This is a genomic window from Scytonema hofmannii PCC 7110 (assembly GCF_000346485.2).
In the GTDB taxonomy this organism is placed as follows: Bacteria; Cyanobacteriota; Cyanobacteriia; order Cyanobacteriales; family Nostocaceae; genus Scytonema; species Scytonema hofmannii.
The window spans coordinates 953702-970008 of sequence record NZ_KQ976354.1 but is presented as its reverse complement, the minus strand read 5'-3'; the positions used below and the strand labels follow the sequence as shown (position 1 = coordinate 970008).

16 protein-coding genes are annotated in these 16307 nt (G+C 39.3%); 5 read left to right on the top strand and 11 right to left on the bottom strand.

What is annotated here, in order from left to right:
• Positions 1-144: 144 nt before the first annotated feature.
• Positions 145-480 (bottom strand): XisI protein, encoded by a 336-nt coding sequence (locus WA1_RS04170; protein ID WP_017743317.1) that lies wholly within the window; start codon positions 478-480, stop codon positions 145-147.
• A complete protein-coding gene (locus WA1_RS04165; protein WP_017743318.1) occupies positions 468-884 on the bottom strand; it encodes a XisH family protein in 417 nt (138 codons plus the stop codon). The genes WA1_RS04170 and WA1_RS04165 overlap by 13 nt, the downstream gene beginning before the upstream one ends.
• Here WA1_RS04165 and WA1_RS61270 point away from each other — a divergent pair.
• The 3 genes from WA1_RS61270 to WA1_RS04155 all read left to right on the top strand — a co-directional run bounded on the left by WA1_RS61270 (position 866) and on the right by WA1_RS04155 (position 2626).
• The gene (locus WA1_RS61270; protein WP_336389839.1) at positions 866-1171 is read left to right on the top strand and encodes a type II toxin-antitoxin system PrlF family antitoxin; all 306 of its coding nucleotides are present in this window, start codon (positions 866-868) and stop codon (positions 1169-1171) included. The genes WA1_RS04165 and WA1_RS61270 overlap by 19 nt on opposite strands.
• Positions 1172-1456: 285 nt before the next feature.
• Positions 1457-1771 (top strand): hypothetical protein, encoded by a 315-nt coding sequence (locus WA1_RS04160; RefSeq protein ID WP_017743320.1) that lies wholly within the window; start codon positions 1457-1459, stop codon positions 1769-1771.
• A gap of 357 nt (positions 1772-2128) precedes the next feature.
• On the top strand, positions 2129-2626 hold the full coding sequence (locus tag WA1_RS04155; RefSeq protein WP_201789066.1) for a hypothetical protein: 498 nt from the start codon (positions 2129-2131) through the stop codon (positions 2624-2626).
• Between the two features lie 120 nt (positions 2627-2746).
• On the opposite strand, the gene WA1_RS04150 is transcribed toward WA1_RS04155, so the two are convergent.
• The 5 genes from WA1_RS04150 to WA1_RS04135 all read right to left on the bottom strand — a co-directional run bounded on the left by WA1_RS04150 (position 2747) and on the right by WA1_RS04135 (position 9041).
• Entirely contained in the window at positions 2747-4099 is a 1353-nt protein-coding gene (locus WA1_RS04150; protein ID WP_017743322.1) for a ShlB/FhaC/HecB family hemolysin secretion/activation protein, read from the bottom strand.
• Positions 4029-4922, bottom strand: a complete 894-nt coding sequence (locus WA1_RS04145) for an HlyD family secretion protein (protein ID WP_017743323.1) — start codon at positions 4920-4922, stop codon at positions 4029-4031. The genes WA1_RS04150 and WA1_RS04145 overlap by 71 nt, the downstream gene beginning before the upstream one ends.
• An 83-nt stretch (positions 4923-5005) precedes the next feature.
• Positions 5006-7156 (bottom strand): peptidase domain-containing ABC transporter, encoded by a 2151-nt coding sequence (locus WA1_RS04140; protein WP_017743324.1) that lies wholly within the window; start codon positions 7154-7156, stop codon positions 5006-5008.
• 167 nt (positions 7157-7323) lie between these two features.
• Entirely contained in the window at positions 7324-7491 is a 168-nt protein-coding gene (locus WA1_RS56595) for a hypothetical protein (RefSeq protein ID WP_017743325.1), read from the bottom strand.
• Between the two features lie 209 nt (positions 7492-7700).
• Positions 7701-9041: an S-layer family protein gene (locus WA1_RS04135; protein ID WP_017743326.1), complete on the bottom strand. Its 1341-nt coding sequence runs from the start codon at positions 9039-9041 to the stop codon at positions 7701-7703.
• 219 nt (positions 9042-9260) lie between these two features.
• Here WA1_RS04135 and WA1_RS04130 point away from each other — a divergent pair, with 219 nt between their 5' ends.
• A complete protein-coding gene (locus tag WA1_RS04130) occupies positions 9261-9656 on the top strand; it encodes a hypothetical protein (RefSeq protein ID WP_148662612.1) in 396 nt (131 codons plus the stop codon).
• Positions 9657-10124: 468 nt separating this feature from the next.
• On the opposite strand, the gene WA1_RS04125 is transcribed toward WA1_RS04130, so the two are convergent.
• Both WA1_RS04125 and WA1_RS04120 read right to left on the bottom strand, forming a co-directional pair.
• The gene (locus tag WA1_RS04125) at positions 10125-11075 is read right to left on the bottom strand and encodes an S-layer family protein (protein WP_017743329.1); all 951 of its coding nucleotides are present in this window, start codon (positions 11073-11075) and stop codon (positions 10125-10127) included.
• A gap of 98 nt (positions 11076-11173) precedes the next feature.
• Positions 11174-12061, bottom strand: a complete 888-nt coding sequence (locus WA1_RS04120) for a filamentous hemagglutinin N-terminal domain-containing protein (RefSeq protein ID WP_051077041.1) — start codon at positions 12059-12061, stop codon at positions 11174-11176.
• Between the two features lie 183 nt (positions 12062-12244).
• Here WA1_RS04120 and WA1_RS04115 point away from each other — a divergent pair, with 183 nt between their 5' ends.
• On the top strand, positions 12245-14944 hold the full coding sequence (locus tag WA1_RS04115) for a CHAT domain-containing protein (protein WP_017743330.1): 2700 nt from the start codon (positions 12245-12247) through the stop codon (positions 14942-14944).
• Positions 14945-15019: 75 nt separating this feature from the next.
• Here WA1_RS04115 and WA1_RS04110 read toward each other — a convergent pair whose 3' ends face one another.
• Positions 15020-15784 (bottom strand): DUF928 domain-containing protein, encoded by a 765-nt coding sequence (locus WA1_RS04110; RefSeq protein ID WP_017743331.1) that lies wholly within the window; start codon positions 15782-15784, stop codon positions 15020-15022.
• A gap of 91 nt (positions 15785-15875) precedes the next feature.
• Positions 15876-16301, bottom strand: coding sequence for a hypothetical protein (locus WA1_RS04105; protein ID WP_017743332.1), 426 nt, complete (start codon positions 16299-16301; stop codon positions 15876-15878).
• Positions 16302-16307 lie beyond the last annotated feature (6 nt).

Below are 16307 nucleotides of genomic sequence, written 5' to 3'. Positions count from 1 at the left end.
AATAGCCTGCATAATTTCACCTGTTTTTACCCAGTATTTTCCATAGTCTCATTATAGATACGTGCTTTGCAAGTAAGGAATAGAATGCTAATTCTCCCTCTCTGTATGCAACGCCTTTTCTTAGTAAAACAGCAATATTCTCTCCTACGCCACACCATACCCTGTATACGGACGTTTGTAGGGCGGATGCAATCCCAAGACAATATCTTCCTTTGATACTCCCATCTTTACTAATGCTTGGGCAATATCTACCTCAGTCGTATTGCGCTGAATCCAAATCTTGCTATCTTTAATATCCACATGGATAAAACAGTTATACACTCGCTTCAGTCCTTCCCAACCAATATCTAGTAATTGATAATGGTCATGTTCTTTATCAAACATTAACTGACACTCAACATCTGGGTTACTATTTTCCATAGATGCTTGTTCGCTTAGCAAGTTACGGATGCATTGGCGGTAGTATTCTATTCTCTCCATTCAATGACCTCCTCTTTAATTGGATCGTAGACAACGAGCTTTAGTTGGTAAAACTTGACCGCTTCTCGAACAAACAGTTCTTGAAAGAACGTATTAAAAGTATCAAAAGGTACTGCTAGATAAAGCGTCCTGTCTGGTTCTTTCATTTGCAAGGCAAGCCGATAGTTGAGAAATTGTCCCAAAGCTACGTGAAAGTCAGTAATTGCCGAAGTACTTAGAAAACTTTTGACTTCAACTGCGATTTTTCGCCCTGCTTTCTCAGCTCCTAATATCTTTTCTGCTGCTAAGTCAATCTCAAACTTCACACCTTCAATCTTGATTATGAGCGAATCGGCTGTAATTATCCACTCTTCCTTTACTAGTGCTCGTTTGACAGCATCATGAAATAAGTCTTTGGCTGACATCTCTCCTCAGAATACTTTTAACTTTATCTAACATCCAGCAACTGACTGAGAACGTCAACGCTGTAACAGAAATTATATGTGTAGAATCTAGCCTTACCAATCGCTATCAGACTACAGTCCCCGATGCCGTTCGCAAAATTCTTGGCTTAAGTAAGCGCGATAAAATTTGCTACACCATTCAATCCGATGGTGAAGTAGTAATTTCTCGCGCCGAGCAGACCCAGAGCGATCCTGTTCTTGGGCAGTTTCTGAATTTTCTTGCACGAGATATAGTAGGATTATCATAAGGTTCCAAATAGAAGCTCTACTGGTGGAGCAGGAGTTACGAGAGAAACTGAATAATAAGAAAGCGCAGGAAAGAACTGCGCCCACTACCGGATTTAAAGGCAGTAGCACCTTCCTCTGTTAATGCACGGACAAATACGCACACGGGTTATGGAACTGAGCGATCGCAAAATTACCCAAGAATCAAGTCTTGTTGGAAAAGCACCTTTGGACTTTTTTTGGAAGTAAAGTTGTTCTCTTGTCGGCATACAAGTGTACTATGTAAGAACCGCGAATAACTTTTTAGGATGAATGAATATTACACACAATTACACGAGCAAGCGTTATACGCTGCTAAGGTATTTGCTTTAGTGAAATACCTTGGGTATGACGTTTGGTACGTAGAATTTAAAGTTACTAGGTGCGATGTCTTCACTAATCCAAGAGCAAGAGTGTTTATAACATCACTCAAGCCAGGGTATTCTTGCGAGATTGTTGTTTGTAATCATTTGTTCAAACAGTACAATGCAATTGATGCATACACAATTGCTAAAGAGCTAAATAGAAGCTTGCCGGAAAGCGATCGGGTTCCATTTTCAGATGAGGAAGTTGACCCCTCTTGAAAATTTTCGGAGCCAGGGTGGTTTCATACGACGAAAGAATAATTTGAAAGCCTTGAAATTTCGTTTATTCTTCACAATCTATTAATCGACAAAGAACGGAAAAATAAGAGTTGAGGATTTTCTCTAACGGTATGAAACCACCCGGCGTTACCCCATCCAGAGGTCAAATATGTTACCGTATATGGAATAGCGATCGCTAAATTTTAGTAGCATAACATCCATGAAAGAGCTAAAAAAGCGGGTAATGCTGGCAACTTTAAATCAGTGTACATATTTATACATCTTATACGTCGGACTCACATATGCTCCAAAATGTCAAAATAGAATTAATGCCGTCAGCAATTCTAAATTCAAAATTTGACAGGAAGCACAAATAACTATGGCATGGTTCAAACTTTAGAAACGAAACGATGGAATAGTCGTTATCAGGAGATTTACCGCTATCGCTACGTTAACCAAATCCCGTTACGAGATACACAACCTGCTTTATTGGTTAACTGGTGTGAACTTACCTTCACCAAAGGCTCGGATGATTCGGTAATTTATCGCAACGCTTTTATGACTCGGCATCAGATTCAAGCGGATAACGTAGCTGAAGTTGTTGCCGCCGGACGTGCTCAATGGAAAGTAGAAAACGAGAATCACAACGTACTTAAAACTAAGGGCTACCACTTAGAACACAATTTTGGTCATGGTCAAAAACATCTGTCCAGTATCCTGGTAACACTCAACTTGTTGGCTTTTCTCTTTCATATGGTGTTGCAGTTGGTAGAACCGTCCTATCAACAAATCAGGCAGCGTCGGGGAACCAGAAAGACCTTCTTCAACGACATCCGTACTCTCACTACCTACTAGTCCACATCTTGGAAAACCGACAATACGTCCTGATTTTTTGAATTTAGAATTGCTGTCCTAAATCTTAGAAAGTCGGAGATTATCTCTAACATTATAGAAACCCGACTTCTGAGATATTTTTCAAAACGGTTGATATCGCACAGAGAAATACAAACCTTTTTCCTGCAACGAATTTCCCTCATCGTTAGCTGCAATTAAAGGAATACCATAATCAACCCGTACATCTAAACCGCGAATTGGTCGCCATTGTACCCCTAAACCAGTGCCAATAATAAAACCGGGGTCGGGATTATCTCCGCGATTGTTCCAACCCGCACCCATTTCAATAAACGGGTTTAACTGCAATTGTCGGGGATTTTTGGTGAGGGGAATTCGTAATTCTGCTGTCGCCAAAACTCCGTTATCTGATACGATCTGGTTCTGCCGATAACCCCTAACGGTATCCGCACCTCCCAAATTAAACCGTTCCAGTGAGAGCAAAGAATCGGGGGTTAACTGCGCGTTAAGACTAGTTAAAACAATCGTTCTGGGTGTAATTTGTTGCACCCATTGAAACTGTCCTAACCAAGCAAAAAATAGTCCATCGGTTCCCGAATCATTTACTGTTGCATTAAAAGCATCAATGCCAAAACTAAATTGCGATCGCGCAGCTAAAACTTTTTTCGCATCCCGCTTTACCCAATCTTGGGAAAAACGAATCACGCTAACTCTAGATTTACCATCTTCTGGTCCCTCGGAAAAGGAAAAGGGAATATCATCTAGGATAAATGTTTGACTGCGACGCACATCCAAACCTAAACCAAGAGCAAATTCCGTCGTCGGTTTCCTTACTAAAGGTTGACGAAAACTAAACGAAAGCGTCTCTGAGTCGCTACGGATACCCAACTCATCAAAGGTATCTTCAATAATTTGGCTGTTATTATTGCTATAGCGCACATTCAAAGTACCATTCCGGGCATTTATGGGTAAACTGTAGGCAAAGCTGTATATATCCAATCCATCAGTGAGTCCGTATTCCGCCGAGAAACTATCCCCAAATCCAGTTAAATTATCATGACGCAAAAACACGCTACCCTGCACCGACCCAATACTGGGAGATTGGTTATTATTCACCGCAATCCCAGCATGAAAAGCAGGTGCTTCCTTTAACTGTACCTGTAAAATATTCCGACCGGGAGCGCTACCTGCGGTTAACTCTGCATTCACCTGTTGCAATAACGGGTCTAATTGTAATAGTTGCAATGCTTCTTCCAAACGTCTGCGGTTTAAGGGTCGTTTGGTAGCCAATCGCAACCGACTGCGGACATAACTGGGTTCCAACCGATTTAAACCGTCGATTTTTATATCTTCTAATTCCCCCTCCACAACTTGAATGTGGATAACACTGGTTTCTAGGGGTTGGTCATTGAGTACAAAAGCACCAGAGGTTTCGTAACCATTGTTGATATACAGTTGAGTGATGCGCGATCGCAACTGTTGCGTTGCTGGGATTGAGAGCAGTTTGAGAGGATTTGCGTCTAGCTAGAGCGATATCTACTGTTTTTTGCATTGATGCAAGTGCAGATTTAGCTTGTTTAACAGCTAGTAGTTTTTTGTCAAATTCGTTAGCAGAAATTGCACTAGATTTGAGCAATATTTGATATCTGTTTGCTTCCAATTGAGCAAATCCTAAATCAGCTTGAGCTTTTTGTAAATCAGCTTTTTCTTTTTGCAGTTGTGCTTCTGCTGCTAATAATTCAGTTTGGGTAGTAATTTTCCTATCTTCATGTTCCCGTTGATTGCGTGCTAACTCAGCTTCTGCTGCTACAATCGCTCGATTAATGGATTGCTCCTCAGCTAATATTTGGGTATTTAAAGATTGAATTTGTGCGTTGATTTGGACAATTTGCAAATTGAGTTGTTGAATATTACCTTGTAATTGACTTTTTTTAATTTCTTGCTGGCTGTTATCTAATTGAGCAATAATTTGTCCTTTGATAACACTTTGATTTTCCTTAACTAAAATCGTTTTAATTGCGCCTTCAATCTCTGGTTGGACTACACGTAATTCTCCAGCAGGACGGACTGTAGCTGCGGCTTTTACCGTCACATTGTACTTAATTGTCCAAGCCATTAAGACTGCGATCGCAATAGTTCCTGTGAGGACAAATCCAGTGATTGATATCCAGCGACTTGTAGGTGGAATAAATTCTTCGCTAGTAACGGGACGCAAAAATGGGATTTCCTCTGGTTGGGGATAATTTGACTTACGATCGATGTCTGTATTCAATCTTTTGATGGGAGGGAAAGTAACCATGATAGCAATAATGATTTGATAAGTTTGAGGATGAAATCAAGAAATATTTGAAGAATATTCATCAAGATATTGCGATCTAACCATCAATGTATTAAAAAATCTAAATGTTGTCCTTCAATATTACGTAAATCAGCATGAGAACCTTGTAACTTTACAGCACCATCTTCCAAATAAACAATCCAATCAGCCCTGTTAATAATGCGCGGACGATGGCTAATTAAAATTGTCGTTTTGCCGCGACGATATGCTAATAATTTATCTAAGACTTGGGCTTCACTTACTGGATCGAGTCCTGCAGTTGACTCATCTAAAATCAAAATTGGTGGGTCATTGACAATACCTCTAGCGATTGCTAATCTTTGTCGCTGTCCACCAGAGATATTAGCACCAAATTCTCCTAATACAGTTTGGTATTTATCGGGAAGTTTGCGAATAAATTCATCAGCTTCAGCAATTTTACAAGCTTTAACTATCTGCTCAAAAGATAATTGTGAATTCCCTAAGCGAAAATTTTCTACAATTGAACGACTCCAAAAATGTGCTTCTTGAGGAACTAATACTACCTGTTGACGCAAGCAATCTAAAGATAAATCCTGTAAGTTATATAAGCCCAGACTAATATTACCCGATTTAGAATTATACAATCCCGAAAGTAACTTCACTAAAGTGCTTTTTCCACAACCAGATTTACCAATTAAAGCAATTACTTCTCCCCCAGGAATAGTGACAGAAAAATTTTCTAATAACTCCATTCGTCCCGGATAATGGAAGTTCACATGACTGCATTCAATTTCCGCATTATCGGAAATATTTACATAAGCTTTGTTGCGATCGCCATAATTTTCTGGAGTTGCGTCAATTACCTCCGTTAACCTTTGAGTCGCTGTTTTCACGCGGGTAAATTCATCCACAAACTTGACAACCGTGCTAATTAAACCGAGAAAATTATCATTCATTGCTTTAAAAGCTAACAGTTGACCAATACTTAAATTTTCGGCTGGATTGGTAACTAACATTCCCCCAAACCACAGCAATGCAATTCCACCCAAACTAGAAACGCAACTGGAAAAACTATTATTGATAATGCCAATTTGAATCGTACTTAAGGTCAACTTCGCCAAACGACTAAATCGACCTTGAAATTCCTCCCAAAACTGCGGTGCTGCTGTAGTAGTTTTGAGAGTAATTGCCCCCTTAAAGGTTTCTACTAATACACCTTGGTTTTCAGCTTCTGTAACTAAAACATTACGTGTCTTTTGCTGTAGAGAAGGTAAAAAGACAACCGTAGAAAGGGTCATAATCACAGCACAAAACATCGCTGCTGTTGTCAATTTCCAACTATAAAAGGTCATAAAAGCCAGAGAAATAACAGCAATAAAAAACTGACTGGGTAAACTAATTACAACCTGGGAAACCAACTGATTAATCTCTTGGACATCTTGGAGACGACTGGTAATTTCCCCACTGCGCCGCGCTTCATAATAAGATAAAGGCAAACGTAAAATCTGCCGTCCAAATTCTAATACTAACCCCAACTCCAAACGCTGGGCAAAATTGGCAATTAAATTCGATTGTACTAACCCCAATACACTACCAACCAAGGTCATTACCGCAACTCCCATTGCAACCGTAGTTAGTAACTTAGTATCACCCCGCACCAATACATCATCTGTAAGAATCTGCATCAAAAACGGAGAAGCAAGGGAAAGCAAACCCAAAACACTATTTAAAATTAATGCTTGAGATAGGACATTGCGGTAATTCCAAGTGCGCTTTAAAAACTTACCAAATCCCCCCACCTTATCATCAGATTGTTCAAAAAATCGCACGGGGTCTGGTTCTAACAGTAAAGTCACCCAATCCGACCAAGCTTCCGCTAAATCCCGCATAGAAAGATAGCGAATACCCACACCAGGATCGGCTACAACACATTTATTACCTTTTTTTCCATACAAAACAACCCAGTGATGACCCTTCCAGTGGATAATTGCAGGTAAAGGTGCTTCGTGGATGCAATTGATAATTTCTGGAGACGCTTTTGCAGTACGTGCATTAAAACCAAGATTTTCCGCACCCTGCTTTAAACCTAGTAAAGTAGTTCCAGTTTGTCCAGTTCCAATCAGTTCGCGGATGCGGTTGATAGTGAAATTACGTCCATAATATTTAGCAATAGAAGCCAGACAAGCTGCACCACAATCTTCTTCACTATGTTGTAAAACGCTAGCGTATTTCATGGGAGGAGATGTTGGTATGGGGGAGATTTTTTGAGGGAAGGCATCTTTGATAATGAAAGATGCCTTAAATACTAAGAGAAATCTATATGTTATTTCTCTTGTTTTGTGGAAATTGAAGTTAGAAATTCACTTTGCGATCCAGATTTTATCTAGCTTCAAAAATGCTTTTAGCGCCAGCGTAAAACTAAAACCATTTTGATGCGATATCTACCCAGTCTAGGGTCCCAGACGACGCGGGGTTCGTAAGTAGGATAACTTCCGTAACCACCATTAAAAACTGTAGATTCTTCAGCAGAAATGTCTGAGAACAGAGAGTTTTTTTCAATTAATTTCATGATTTTTTCCTTGAATACAATACAGTGACATCAGTAACAACTCATAATTTTTATTGGTTTCAAATCATTTGTTGCTCCCGTAATGTAACTAAATAGTAGGGAAAACAACTATGACATTCAACCACCATTTCTGCCAATTAACTTGCAGCTAGGGGACAACAGGATGGCATAAATCTGTAATCTTCAAAACTCAGGTAAAATTGATGTGTTTAACTACACTTCCGACTCAGTATAAACTTCCCATTCGGTAATTTATATACCCCCGTCGGTTCCACAACCGGATCGCCAATTTTCCACCTTGGATGGCTGTTTGCAGTAGGCAAAGAGCGATCTGTCAAGCTTTCTTCAATAAATGTAATATCTGGAACTCCTGTTATGGCTCCACTAACTGCACCAGAAGCGTTGACATCAACGCGATTGTTACGATCAAGCGCAGCCAGAGCATTTGCATCTGTAGTTGGAGGGGTGGGACGGTAGAGGGGTGTACTGAAAAAGCCTGCGGTGTTAAAGGTAATATCGCCACCTTTGCCGTCGCGAGCGAAGGAGAGGATATCACTGTCATCAAAGGCGATAATAGAGTTAGCTGTGAGGGTGATATTTCCACCTCCACCTTCACCACTGGAGACGTTGGTGCGGATATCACTGTCTCCGAACAAACGAATGTTTCCCGCTTTAATTTGAATATTACCTCCAGAAGATTGGGTAGAAGCAGTAGAAATATCGCCTGTTTTCATATTTAAGAGATTATCAACGTTGATGGTGATATTCCCTGCATCGCCATTTCCTAAAGCTGTAGCACTGATTTGACCTCCATCACTGATGTTTAGAGAAGGAGTCATAACTTCGATATCTCCCCCTTTTCCTGCGACTTCGGTAAAAATGGGTCTACTCTGAGCCAAAATTCCACTTCGATAAAATCCATTGAAAAGTTGTCCGCTAATTTCAATAGAGTCAGTTGCAGTTACCTGCAAATTTCCACCCAAACCTACCCCTGATGTCGAAACTGTGACTTGTCCACCATCGCGAATCATTAATTTAGATGTAAAAATTTTTACATTGCCAGCGTTTCCTGTCCCATCACTACTGGTATCTAAACTACTGGAAGCTAATAAATTAGGGCGAATACCACTAACTTCCACAGATTCAGAGGCATTTACTTCTACAGTTCCACCGCTCCCTGTACTTCCAAGTACGGTAAAAGATGAAACCTTAGAACCATCGCGGACAATTAACCTACTAGTATTAATTTTAATATTACCTGCTGTACCAGAACCTAGAGTATTTGCCTCAATACCACTACTCGTTAAACCATCTAGTGTTGTTCCAGTTATTTCAACTAGATCGAAGGCGTTAATCTCCAAATTTCCGCCTGTTCCGCTACCACCAAGGGTAGAAGATGATACCTTGGAGCCATTTCTAATAGTTAACTTTTTGGTTTCGATTGCCAAACTTCCCGCATTACCATTTTCGATTGTATCTATAGATAACTTACTAGAATTATTTAATTCCACGGAATCAGTAGCTTTGAAAGTCTTGGCAGAAACCTGCATACATATTTATCCACCAAACACAAAAGTACAATGCTGTTTATTGTTCGTTCAATTCATTTATTTTATCGGTTTATGTTTTTCATAAAATTGCAGTTTTCTGCAAATCAAAAGGCAGAAATGGTGAATGCATCTTCAAAAAATTCTTCTTATTCTTATAAGTGTGAGGTAAACAAATACCTGTCGAGTAAGAAAAATAATCCAAATTCCAGGAGAAATAATATGTTACAGAAACTACTTGTTACTTCTCTATTAACTTTAGGAAGTACATTAACTGTTTCAGGACTCTCATTTTTAATTAATGCTCCCGCGCATTCAGAAAGCAACGGCTTGATGCAGGGTTCATTTCTATTAGCAAGGCAGGAGCTACGAAACACTTGTAAGAACGAAACTGAAACTTATTTCGATCCATTCTTAAAGCGGCAAGTCAGGCGAACAAAACTGGTGTGTAGACCTCGCCTTGTCTTTCCAAGAAACTCACGTTCTCGACCTACCTCGGTGCAACGCTCTGAAGTCCGACCTGGTGGATGTGCGAATATTTTACAGATGGCTCAAAATAATCCATCTCGACGGGTGAGGCAGGAGGCTGCGGCAATTTATCGTAAAAATTGTAGTTAGACCGATGTAGTATTCTGACAGGTAAATATTTTTTATTTCTGAAGAATTATCATGCAAAGTTCGTCAGTTCAGAGTTTAGCCATTTGTTCTTTGCTAGTTTTCATTTCCTTCGTAGGCTGCTCAGGGCAAGATCGACGTTCTGTGAATCAACCCATTAATAATACTCAAAGCAATTTGATTGAACTCTCTTCTCAACTTAGTTATTTTGTACTATTTTAGTTGCAGTTTTTCGTCTGTGACACTGAGGGTGCGGAAGGGAGGATCTAAATCAACTCAGTCAAGCTTGTGTGAATGGCAATATAAATGCTTGTAAAGAATATAATGTGAGAATGCGGCAACAAATGCGCTGGCAAGAACATCTTAACCAACAGTATACAAATTGGAGGAAAAATAGAAGATATTACTAGTTCATATAACTGCCAATTTAGACCTTGATAACCTCGATTTATCTCACAATCGGGTTTTTTCTTAACTACACTTCCGACTCAGTATCAACTTCCCATTCGGTAATTTATATACCCCCGTCGGTTCCACAACCGGATCGCCAATTTTCCAGCTTGGACGGTTATTTACAGTAGGTAAAGACTGAATCGAACCTGTAGAATGATGAGGAAGCGGTGCGTCGTCGGGACGGATGGGGATACCACTTTTACCAGTGATGAAAAAGGTGCTGTTTTGGTTCGCTGTGCGGTTAATGCAACTATTAGCGATGAGAGCGTTGGTATCTATTTGATTGTTGGGTAAATCTGTCAAGCTCTCTTCAATAAATGTAATATCTGGAACTCCCGTAATGGCTCCACTAACTGCACCGGAAGCGTTGACATCGACGCGGTTATTACCGTCAAGTGCATCTAAAGCATTTGCATCTGTAGTTGGAGGAGTAGGACGGTAGAGGGGTGTACTGAAAAAGCCTGCGGTGTTAAATTTGATGTCACCTCCCTTACCGTCACGAGCAAAGGAGAGGATATCGCTGTCATCGAGGGCGATAATAGAGTTAGCTGTGAGGGTGATGTTTCCACCTCCACCTTCGCCAATACTCACAAAAGTAGTAATATCGCTATCATCAAATAAGCGAATATTTCCAGCTTCGATCTGAATATTACCTCCGGAAGACTGGGTAGAAGCTGTAGAAATATTCCCTGTTTTCATGTTTAAGAGATTATCAACGTTAATACTGATATTTCCCGCATTTCCGGTTCCGCTAGTTTCAGCCAATATAGTTCCACCATCACGTACTATTAGTTGTCCTGTCGAGACCTGTAAATTGCCTGCTTTACCAGAACTTCTAGTTTCAGTAGTTAAACCACTAGGACTGTTATCTGTTTTTGCTGTTCCAATTATTTCAATGCTTTTAGAAGCATTAATATTTAAACTTCCTCCCTCACCACTACTGTTAGAAGTAGTATCTGCTGCTAACAAAGCTCCGTCTCTAACTATTAAGTAGTTTGTATTAAGCCTCAGATTCCCTGCATTTCCCTTACCTCTAGTAGTGGTACCAATAGCAGTTCCATCACCAATCAGGGAGGTAAGATCGCGAGTATTAATATTAATATCACCGGCTCTGTTATCACTGCTTGTATCAGCTTGATAAACAAGCTGCCAGTTTTTTCCTGACTAGAAGAATTTACCTCTATCAAACTGCGGCTCATATTTAATGAGCCAGCTTGAATACCAACATTATTACCTTTAGCTTCTGCATTCTTTAACTCAATAATACTAGTCCCTTGCAAGTTCAAATTTCCCCCAGCAAGTAACTGTCCCTGTAAATCTAAATTATCAGCAGCAACTGTAAAATCCTTACCTACAGCCAAATTCCCGCGATTGACAATATTCCCCGGTTGCGATCGCACTTGCTGAAAAAATAATGCTCCTGGTGCGATGGAAAGCAAACGACTTTGTTGCGGTTGAGTCGCACTAAAATTCCCCTGTTCCCCAAACTCAATTGCATCAGCAGTCGTTGCAACAAAGGAACCCTGAATATCTAAACTCGCATTTTCCCCAAATACGATTCCATTGGGATTAAGTAAAAACAAATTCGCACCACCCAATACCCCCAATTTCCCAAAAATATTAGAAGCATTACCACCAGTGACGCGGGATAGAATATTGTTTATTCCATCTGGGTTGGCAAAATATACACCCCTACCTTCACCAATATTAAACTCTTGAAAACTGTGAAACAAGTTAGCTCCGCGAATCGCACCACCATCAACACGCTGGTTGAGGGAATCAATTGAATTAATAATTGAATTTTCTCTACCCAAGCTACCATCAGGTTGCACTTGAGCGATCACTTCGTTAAGCTCCGCTAACGCACTCCCACAACCTAGCAATATAAGCCCTACAGGAGTTAGGATGTCTACTCCGCATTTCAGCACCAAATTTACCAAGCTGTTCTTCAGCACGGCGTTAAACTCTTATAAATTTTTAGTATTTTTGCTTACAAATAAAATACCATACGCAAAATTACTTAGTGAATCTTTTACAAAAAAATTTATATTTATTGCCAAAATCCACAAAAACCGATATATGGATTGGTAAGGACTCATTTTCTTGTCACAAAAGCTTTATCTAAGCTTCATAAAACCATGCAGCTAAATATACGTCCCCTGTCAAAAATCCGGCGCTTTTTGGGAATAATTTTTCTGTGCAGTCTCACCTTTTGTCTGTGGTTGGGAAATGTAAATTTTACAAATAAAACTACAGTAACTGGACAGAAAGTTAACGCTCAAGCGACTAATCAACTAGTGGAGCAAGGTGTAGAACGCTACCAAGCAGGAGATTTAACAGGTGCGATCGCATTGTGGGAAAAAGCTTTAAAGGAGAAGATTAAAAATCCATCCGATGAGGTAGTAGTCAGGGAAAATTTAGCGAGAACCTATTACCAGACGGGGAAAATGCAGGAATCGCTGAACAATTGGGAACGAGCGATCGCGCATTACCTTCAAGTTGGTAATATGAAAATGTGGGGGCGATTAAAAGCGGAGCAGGCCCAGGTTTACAATCATATTGGGCAGTCAGAGAAGGCTTTAAACTTGGTGTGCAATCCCGATATTAAAGCGAAAAATTGTGCAGGTGATAGTGCTTTACAAATTGCTCGTAGCAGCAAAGATGTAGAAGGAGAAATTACAGCTTTAGGGATTTTAGGGGATACCTATCGACTGCGAGGAAATTACGACGAAGCGGTGAAGGTACTCAAGCAAAGTTTGAGTTTAGCTGAGAAACAAAGGAAATCTAATTATTTTGCTTCCATCAATCACAGTTTAGGGAATGCTCACAATAGCTTGGCTTTATTAAATTATAGCCGTGCCGATCTAGCTAGTGAAGGAGCTGATACGGAGCAAGCGGAGACAAGGTTTCGTCAGCGAGCAAAAGCGGAAGATGATGCTGCAATTATCTCTTTACAAAAAAGCCGAGAGCTAGCAAAAAATCAGGAAGATTTTCAACGGGAAGTACAAATTTTACAAACACTAATTCCAATTTATTATCGCAGTGGTAATATAAATCAAGCCAGAGATAATTTAAAACAAGCGATGAGTTTGCTGGAGAAATTACCAGAAAATCAAACTAGGGTTTATGCAGCGATAAATTTGGCGCGGTTTATCCAAAGTGAAACAAAAGAAGGAAAGTTGGGTGGTAAATATGAATGTGTAAATTCAAAAAATTCTCCCCAAGCTGAAACTTTACTCAAACAAGCAGTGAAGATTGCTCAAAAAAATGGAGATTTTCGTGCGGAGTCTTTTGCACAAGGTCAATTGGGACATATTTATGAATGTCGGGTAAAATATTCACAAGCGCTAGAATTTACCAGAAAAGCGCGGTTAACAGCAGAACAAGATTTAAATGCTGCAGATAGTTTATATTTGTGGGAGTGGCAAACTGGACGTATTTTTAAAAGACAAGGAAATCTGGAATTAGCGATCGCTGCTTACGAACAATCCTTAAATACTCTAGATACTATTCGTCAAGATATTCTCACTGCAAATCGAGATGTTCAATTTGATTTTCGGGATACTATTGAGCCAATTTACCGCGATTTGGTGGAGATGAGGCTAAGTTTGGAAACTCCATTACCAATATCAAGGAAATCATCGTTAGAAAATAAGAATAATCAGAAAAACAATAACTTTAGTTCAGCTTTAAATACAATTGACGGTCTGAGACTAGCAGAATTACAAAATTATTTTGGTAATGACTGTAATATCAATGATTTTATCCAGAAGCAAGCAAAAATACCGGAAATACAGGATGACAAAACTGCTGTTATCAGTACAGTAATTTTTGAGAATAAGACAGCAATAATTTTAAGCTTACCGGGTCAAAACAACAAATATCAATGGTACAAGATATCCAAGGAAAATTTAAACGAAGAAATTAATAATTTTCGTCGCAGTTTACAGAGAGTTCGGGATAATTATGACCTAAAAATCAGCCAAGATATTTACAATTGGATGATTGCACCTTTCCATAATGAACTCAATCCTGCAAAAATCAACAAGCTGGTATTTATCCATGATGGTATCTTACGTAGCGTTCCCATGTCTGCACTCCACGATGGTCAACAGTTTTTAATAGAAAAATACGCGATCGCAACTACCCCCAGTTTAAAGTTAACTGACTCAAAACCTTTAAATCGGGGAAATTTGCGCGTACTAGCTTTAGGTTTGAGCGAACAACCGAAGCTGAATGAGTTCTCATTTGCAGAACTTGACGGTGTGAAGCGGGAAATAGACGGAGTGATCGAAAAAATTCCTGGTACAAAGTTGGTGGATAGAGAATTGACACGAGAGAATTTGCAGCAACAACTCGGTCAACAGGTGTTTTCTATTCTGCATGTTGCGACTCATGGTAAGTTTGGTACAGAACCAAAAAATACATTTATAGTTATGGGGGATAAAGATGAGAAAGGAAACAATCAAATCCTCCAGTTTAATGAATTAGACCAACTCATTCGTCAAATTTCTCGCAACCGAGAACCATTAGAAATTCTGACATTAACTGCTTGCGAAACCGCTATTGGTAATAATCGTTCTGCATTAGGATTAGCTGGGATTGCAATCCAAGCAGGAGCAAAATCCGCTATAGCTTCATTATGGGCTTTAAACGATGAAGTTGCAGTTATATTCGCAAATGATTTTTACGAAAAATTAAACTCCCACCCGACAATGGGTAGAGCAGAAGCTTTACAAGCTGTCCAAAAAACTTTTCTCCAAGCAGGTACACCAGCAAGCAGATACAATCATCCTGGATTTTGGTCTTCTTTGGTAGTAATAGGGAATTGGATGTAAACTACAAAAAATGAAGAATGCAAGTAGATATCTACCGCATTCTTCACTACTATCAAATTCTCAATATTTGATAAATTACTTTTCCCTTGCAACCACTTTCTCAAGCTGCGAAGCTTGTGCTTCTAAGTTATCTTTTAACCATTTTTCAGAAGCATCACCAGCAGATTCTGCTTCTAATTTACTTAACTTAGTCAGCATTTGTAACATAAAATCTTTTCCTTGGGGGTTTTCTAAAACCTCAGCAAAAGCGTCATACCATAATCCAGCATCTGCATAAATTTTCGCTCTTTTAAGAGGGTCATTTGCTTGACCAAGCTGACTTACTAAAGCAGGGGACTTGGGTACAATTTGAATGACAGCTTCAGCAAAAATATCCTTCATCGGATTATTGCGATCGCACAACAGTGATATTTGCCAAAGATAGGTTTTTCCTAACTCAAAAGTAAACCCTTCTGAATTAGGAGAGAACTTCATCATACGACCTGGTTGGCTGTCAAGCTGAAAACTTTTAATTTTTTTACCTCTTGCATCATTAACATACTCAAAAACACTCAATTCCATTTTACGTGGTTTGCTGTTTGGTAGAAACCAAGCAAATATAGGTTGCTGGGAAATAGTTTCTCCAATGTGACCAACGGGAGCAAGTACAGTTAAATTATATTCTGTACTTTGCAAACAGAGATCATTTCTGATTGCATTGGAAGTCGTAGTTCTTGGACGGGATGGCTTTTTGGGTGGATTATAAGCTAATGCTGTATTGACAATAAATAAGCTGGAAACACTAGCTATTAGCAGTTGATTCAGTAAATGTCTTGAAATCACTAAAAATTGTTTATTCATGGCTCTGTTGCTAATTGTCATAATTGTATTTTTTGTATGTATTTTAATTGGAAGGTTCTAAAATATTATACAGACAAAGCCCATAATTAATTTAAGGAATACAACCACTTCCACCAGTATTTAGACAACCTAAAAAGTTCCGCGTGCGATTAATAAGCCTATCTACCCTTGGTATAACTGCTTGTGCGTTACTATTTGCCATCATTCTATCTCGAATAAAAGCAGCTTCCTCTGGGTTTGCACTTAGAGACTTCATAATAATTCTGATAGATTGAGTGGTGATAGGAAGATGTTTTCCTGTCTTTTGGTAATAAGCATTAGCAATTTCTCCAATTTTTCTTGATAGCTGTTTTTGTCTGGGTGTGTAGGAGTTCCAACGTTCTATTTGTACTAGAGTAGCAGCAAAATTACTTTGACGGTAATAATCTGAAATTGTATCAGCATTAGTTTTTAAGGGTGCGAGAAATAATCCAAGTGAACTAGCTGTACAAATTAAAAATAATTTACGTAAATACATAATCAA

Bases quoted from the DNA above. Each gene is read 5' to 3' on its own strand.
- WA1_RS04170 (WP_017743317.1), bottom strand. From the start codon at position 480: ATGGAGAGAATAGAATACTACCGCCAATGCATCCGTAACTTGCTAAGC.
- WA1_RS04135 (WP_017743326.1), bottom strand. From the start codon at position 9,041: ATGCAGGTTTCTGCCAAGACTTTCAAAGCTACTGATTCCGTGGAATTA.
- WA1_RS04140 (WP_017743324.1), bottom strand. From the start codon at position 7,156: ATGAAATACGCTAGCGTTTTACAACATAGTGAAGAAGATTGTGGTGCA.
- WA1_RS04115 (WP_017743330.1), top strand. From the start codon at position 12,245: ATGCAGCTAAATATACGTCCCCTGTCAAAAATCCGGCGCTTTTTGGGA.
- WA1_RS04145 (WP_017743323.1), bottom strand. From the start codon at position 4,922: ATGGTTACTTTCCCTCCCATCAAAAGATTGAATACAGACATCGATCGT.
- WA1_RS56595 (WP_017743325.1), bottom strand. From the start codon at position 7,491: ATGAAATTAATTGAAAAAAACTCTCTGTTCTCAGACATTTCTGCTGAA.
- WA1_RS04105 (WP_017743332.1), bottom strand. From the start codon at position 16,301: ATGTATTTACGTAAATTATTTTTAATTTGTACAGCTAGTTCACTTGGA.
- WA1_RS04130 (WP_148662612.1), top strand. From the start codon at position 9,261: ATGTTACAGAAACTACTTGTTACTTCTCTATTAACTTTAGGAAGTACA.
- WA1_RS04165 (WP_017743318.1), bottom strand. From the start codon at position 884: ATGTCAGCCAAAGACTTATTTCATGATGCTGTCAAACGAGCACTAGTA.
- WA1_RS04110 (WP_017743331.1), bottom strand. From the start codon at position 15,784: ATGAATAAACAATTTTTAGTGATTTCAAGACATTTACTGAATCAACTG.
- WA1_RS04160 (WP_017743320.1), top strand. From the start codon at position 1,457: ATGAATGAATATTACACACAATTACACGAGCAAGCGTTATACGCTGCT.